The organism is Flavobacterium sp. (assembly GCF_028712645.1).
Lineage (GTDB): Bacteria > Bacteroidota > Bacteroidia > Flavobacteriales > Flavobacteriaceae > Flavobacterium.
Genome location: NZ_JAQTPQ010000291.1, coordinates 1 through 4,082 on the forward strand (window position 1 = coordinate 1; position 4,082 = coordinate 4,082).

8 protein-coding genes are annotated in these 4,082 nt (G+C 29.6%); all 8 read left to right on the forward strand.

The window, feature by feature from the left end; all coding sequences use genetic code 11:
- Nucleotides 1-138: 138 nt before the first annotated feature.
- Nucleotides 139-873 carry a site-specific DNA-methyltransferase gene (locus tag PHC28_RS16450; protein ID WP_300103201.1) on the forward strand — a complete coding sequence of 245 codons (735 nt, stop codon included), beginning with the start codon at nt 139-141 and terminating at the stop codon, nt 871-873.
- Nucleotides 874-880: 7 nt separating this feature from the next.
- The gene (locus PHC28_RS16455; RefSeq protein WP_300103202.1) at nt 881-1,138 is read left to right on the forward strand and encodes a hypothetical protein; all 258 of its coding nucleotides are present in this window, start codon (nt 881-883) and stop codon (nt 1,136-1,138) included.
- Nucleotides 1,138-2,052 (forward strand): NAD(+) synthase, encoded by a 915-nt coding sequence (gene nadE, locus PHC28_RS16460; RefSeq protein ID WP_300103203.1) that lies wholly within the window; start codon nt 1,138-1,140, stop codon nt 2,050-2,052. Before PHC28_RS16455 ends, nadE begins: the two co-directional genes overlap by 1 nt.
- Before the next feature lie 74 nt (nt 2,053-2,126).
- Nucleotides 2,127-2,396 (forward strand): hypothetical protein, encoded by a 270-nt coding sequence (locus PHC28_RS16465; RefSeq protein WP_300103204.1) that lies wholly within the window; start codon nt 2,127-2,129, stop codon nt 2,394-2,396.
- Complete coding sequence (locus PHC28_RS16470; RefSeq protein ID WP_300103205.1) at nt 2,393-2,599, forward strand: hypothetical protein; 207 nt, start codon at nt 2,393-2,395, stop codon at nt 2,597-2,599. The genes PHC28_RS16465 and PHC28_RS16470 overlap by 4 nt, the downstream gene beginning before the upstream one ends.
- Entirely contained in the window at nt 2,577-2,798 is a 222-nt protein-coding gene (locus tag PHC28_RS16475) for a hypothetical protein (protein WP_300103206.1), read from the forward strand. Before PHC28_RS16470 ends, PHC28_RS16475 begins: the two co-directional genes overlap by 23 nt.
- A gap of 13 nt (nt 2,799-2,811) precedes the next feature.
- Nucleotides 2,812-3,660, forward strand: a complete 849-nt coding sequence (locus PHC28_RS16480) for a prohibitin family protein (protein WP_300103207.1) — start codon at nt 2,812-2,814, stop codon at nt 3,658-3,660.
- A gap of 66 nt (nt 3,661-3,726) precedes the next feature.
- On the forward strand, nt 3,727-4,023 hold the full coding sequence (locus PHC28_RS16485; protein WP_300103209.1) for a hypothetical protein: 297 nt from the start codon (nt 3,727-3,729) through the stop codon (nt 4,021-4,023).
- The last annotated feature ends 59 nt before the right edge of the window (nt 4,024-4,082 follow it).

Below are 4,082 nucleotides of genomic sequence, written 5' to 3' on the forward strand. Positions count from 1 at the left end.
AAAAAGAATTGATAGAAAATACTATAACAGCAGATATTGTAATGGAATTTATAGGATATTTTGACTAGATAATATGAAAAGAGAATCTTGTAAATATTGGAATGAAAAACCTGAGTTTTCGAGATTTAAAAAAGTAGTATGGATATAAAAAATAAAGTGTTACATGGCGATTGTTTAACAGTTATGGTTGATATACCCAATAATAGTATAGATCATATTATTTGTGATTTACCTTTTTTTGGTATAGTATCAGAAGAGTGGGATAATCAATGGAAAACTGTTATTGATTATCTCGAATGGATAGAAAAAATAATAATTGAATATAAAAGGATTTTGAAAAATAACGGAAATATATTATTATTCACTGGTAGACAATATAATCACAAAATATGTAATATTCTGGATAAATTTTTCATCGAAAAAAGAATTATTATTTGGGCAAGAAAAAGAAATTTCAATAATACGAGAGGTAAAGCCCTCGCTAGTGGATATGAACCAATTTGTTATTATTCAAATAGTAAAGAATCAATATTTAATAATATAAAAATCAAAAGTAATTCAACTAGAAAAGAATATACCGATGGGATATTAAAAGATGGTATTACTTTATCTGATGTATGGAGTGATATACCAGCTTTACCTCACAATTCCAAAGAAAAGTTGAAACACCCAACACAAAAACCAAAGGCATTGATTGATAGGTTGATTCAAGTATTTACTAATGAAGATGATTTGGTATTAGATAATTGTGCGGGGACAGGAACGACCGCGATTTCTTGTATAGATAAAAATAGGAATTATCTTTTAATTGAATCCGATTTATGTTATTATAATATTATCATAGATCGTATCGAAAATTTCAAAAAAATATAGGGATATTATGTGCTGTGATTGGATATTGAAAGAAATTGAAAGATATCGTAATAGGATGAAAAAGAGATTTATCCAATTAGGTATTTCTGAAGAATTATTAATTTTATTATCAGAGAGGTGTGATATTAGTGTACTTGATAGATTACCGTCTAAAAAATTTGTAAGTTGTCATTGGTTGAATGCCGCATTTACATGGGCTTCAACACCAGAAGGATATTGGTATTGGGTTGATATGCGGGTACATTTATTAGAGGAAGGATATTAATGAAACCATTACTTGAAGATTTAAGAAGAGCTAAGAATTTTGATGTTGAACCATATGTTAAAGAAAAAATCGACAAGATTAATGATTTTTTTCTTACTGAAAGATTAGATAGTGCAGTTATCGGATTATCTGGTGGTATTGATAGTTCCATCGTAGTAGCTTTATTATGTTTAGCCGCTAGAGAAAAAAACTCTCCTATCCGTATTGTTAAAGGTATTAGTTTACCTATTCATACCAGAGGAGTAAGTGGCCAAGAAGATTCTGTTCGTTTTGTTCAAGAATACTTATTACCTTATATGGAAAATTATAATTCTTTTAGATATGAACTTAAAGATTTGACATCAGTGATGAAAGAGTTTATACTTAATGAATACACAAATGATTTTGCTAAAGGACAATTGGCTGCTATTATTAGAACACCATATCTATATTTTAGTGTAGCTAAAATGCAAGTAGATGATTTTAGGCCAATTGTCGTTGGTACGACTAATAGAGATGAAGGTGCATATATTGGTTTTTTTGGTAAAGCAAGTGATGCAATGGTTGATTTACAACCAATAGCTGATATACACAAATCGGAAGTGTATAAAGTTGCAGAATATTTAAAAATCCCTAGAAAAATAATTGATAGAGATCCTACAGGAGATATATTTGATGGATCAACTGATAAAGAATTAATCAGGGCTCCTTACGATATGATTGAATATCATCAATTGTTAGACGATCATGATTTCAAACCAAATGATGCAATATATTATCATTCAGATTTTTTAGAACGACGATACATTTTTAATTGTTTCGAAAAGATTGAAGAAATACACAGAAAAAACGTACACAAATACAAAGTTGGTATGTCATCAAGATTTATTGATGTGCTGCCTCGTATAACTAAAAATTTACAAGGATGGAAATAAATTTATTTATTTTTGTGAGATTTATAATATAATATCTTTATATTGTATAAACCTTAACTAAATAGGAATTTATCATGGAATTTGAAAGTAGAGTATGTGGCATCCCCTGTATTATCAAAGTAAATACATTTCATATTCAAAAAGGGTCATTTGATTATAATGAAACTAATGACTGGGATTATTACGGATATGAAGATATTGAGTTTGAAGTTTTAGATCGAAAAGGGTATAGAGCTAAGTGGTTAGAACGAAAAATGAAAGAAAGAGATATTGATAAAGTTCAGCAAGAAATAAAAGAGGCATATGAATCAGCAAATGAACCTGATTGGGATGATTATATATGATTAAATTTGATATAGGTGATAGAGTAAAGGTATTAAATAATTTAGTCAATTATGAATCATATTATGATGAATATATTGGAAAAATTGGGATAGTATCTGATTATGATGATCAAGGTAATGTTGAAGTTGATGGTTTAGATGGGTTTTATACCAGGATATTTAATGAAAATAACTTAGAATTTGTGTGGAGAAGAAATGGTTGATTTAAGAAAAGACAGTGATAAATATGCAATCACTAGTGTTATATTTTGGGTTATATTTATCATTATGAGTCAAATATTTGTACTTGGTTTTGTATTACCAGCAATGATTTCCGCAGATTCGTGGTATATTGTTGGAAGTGGTATTATCGTTGGTTTACTTGATTTGTGGTTGATGTTAAAATTTGTATTTAAATTATAATTGGAGAAAATGTATGAAAAAAATGATGATGTTATTGATGGTTGTATCAACACTATTACTGACTGCTTGTTCAGATGTACCGTCTGGTTATGTTGGTATCAAAGTTTATATGCTGGGTGGTGAGAAAGGTGTTGATACTGAAGAATTAGGTACGGGCAGATACTGGATTGGTTTTAATGAGCAATTGTATACATTCCCTACATTTACTCAAACACATGCTTGGACGAAATCTGCGACAGAAGGATCGCCAACTGATGAATCAATTGATTTTCAATCGAAGAATGGTATGAATATCAATACCGATATTGGTATTTCATATAATATTAGACCAGATAAAGTTAGTTTGATTTTCCAAACATATCGAAAAGGTATTGATGAAATTACCCATATCTATTTGAGAAATATGGTTAGGGATGCTCTTGTTTCTCAAGCATCTAAATTAACAGATGAAGAAATCTATGGTGAGAAAAAAGAAGCACTAATTAAAGCTGTTGAGCAAGAAGTAATCAATGAAACGAAGGATTTAGGTATCAATGTACAAAAAGTATATCTTGTTGGAGCGATGAGATTACCATCAAATGTTATTGAAGCTATTAACGCAAAAGTTGGTGCAATTCAAGTAGCAGCTCAAAAGCAAAATGAAATCGTGTCGGCAGAAGCAGAAGCTAAAAAGAAAGTAGCAATGGCAGAAGGTGAAGCGGAATCTATTTTGACAGTAGCAAGAGCCCAAGCTGAAGCGAATAAATTGATTTCAAGTTCACTAACTGATCCATTAGTAGCTTATCGAAAAATCGAAAAATGGGATGGTAAATTACCAACATTTACCGGTAATGCAACACCAATGATCAATATCACCCAATAATAAATCATGGAGGGAATAAAAATTATACTCCCTCCGTTTACTTATTTTTATCAAAAGGAAAATATAATGCCAACATTATCAAAAATAACATCTGGTTCAAATAGTTCACTTGTAACTAAGATGAAAGCATCGCAAGTAATATTAGATTTTGCTTCTTCTGTCGCAAATAAAGCCCAAGAAACTAACAAATTAACAGGATCAACACTATATCCTATTATTAACGAGCGATGTATTAGTGAACAAAAAGAAGAATCATTGAGTCCATATTATCCTCCATTATTTGCTGATTTATATGAGAGATTAAGTATTATCGATAAAGCTCTAGATGATATTCAATCTACTTTACATATTGTTGAAATTTAAATTTTATTATTTTATTATGATTAAACATGTGAAACCATCATCAAATAATTGTATTCCAG

Excerpts from the sequence above, each read along its gene's own strand:
- PHC28_RS16455 (WP_300103202.1), top strand. The coding sequence starts at position 881 with ATGTGCTGTGATTGGATATTGAAAGAAATTGAAAGATATCGTAATAGG.
- nadE (WP_300103203.1), top strand. The coding sequence starts at position 1,138 with ATGAAACCATTACTTGAAGATTTAAGAAGAGCTAAGAATTTTGATGTT.
- PHC28_RS16485 (WP_300103209.1), top strand. The coding sequence starts at position 3,727 with ATGCCAACATTATCAAAAATAACATCTGGTTCAAATAGTTCACTTGTA.
- PHC28_RS16450 (WP_300103201.1), top strand. The coding sequence starts at position 139 with ATGGATATAAAAAATAAAGTGTTACATGGCGATTGTTTAACAGTTATG.
- PHC28_RS16470 (WP_300103205.1), top strand. The coding sequence starts at position 2,393 with ATGATTAAATTTGATATAGGTGATAGAGTAAAGGTATTAAATAATTTA.
- PHC28_RS16480 (WP_300103207.1), top strand. The coding sequence starts at position 2,812 with ATGAAAAAAATGATGATGTTATTGATGGTTGTATCAACACTATTACTG.
- PHC28_RS16465 (WP_300103204.1), top strand. The coding sequence starts at position 2,127 with ATGGAATTTGAAAGTAGAGTATGTGGCATCCCCTGTATTATCAAAGTA.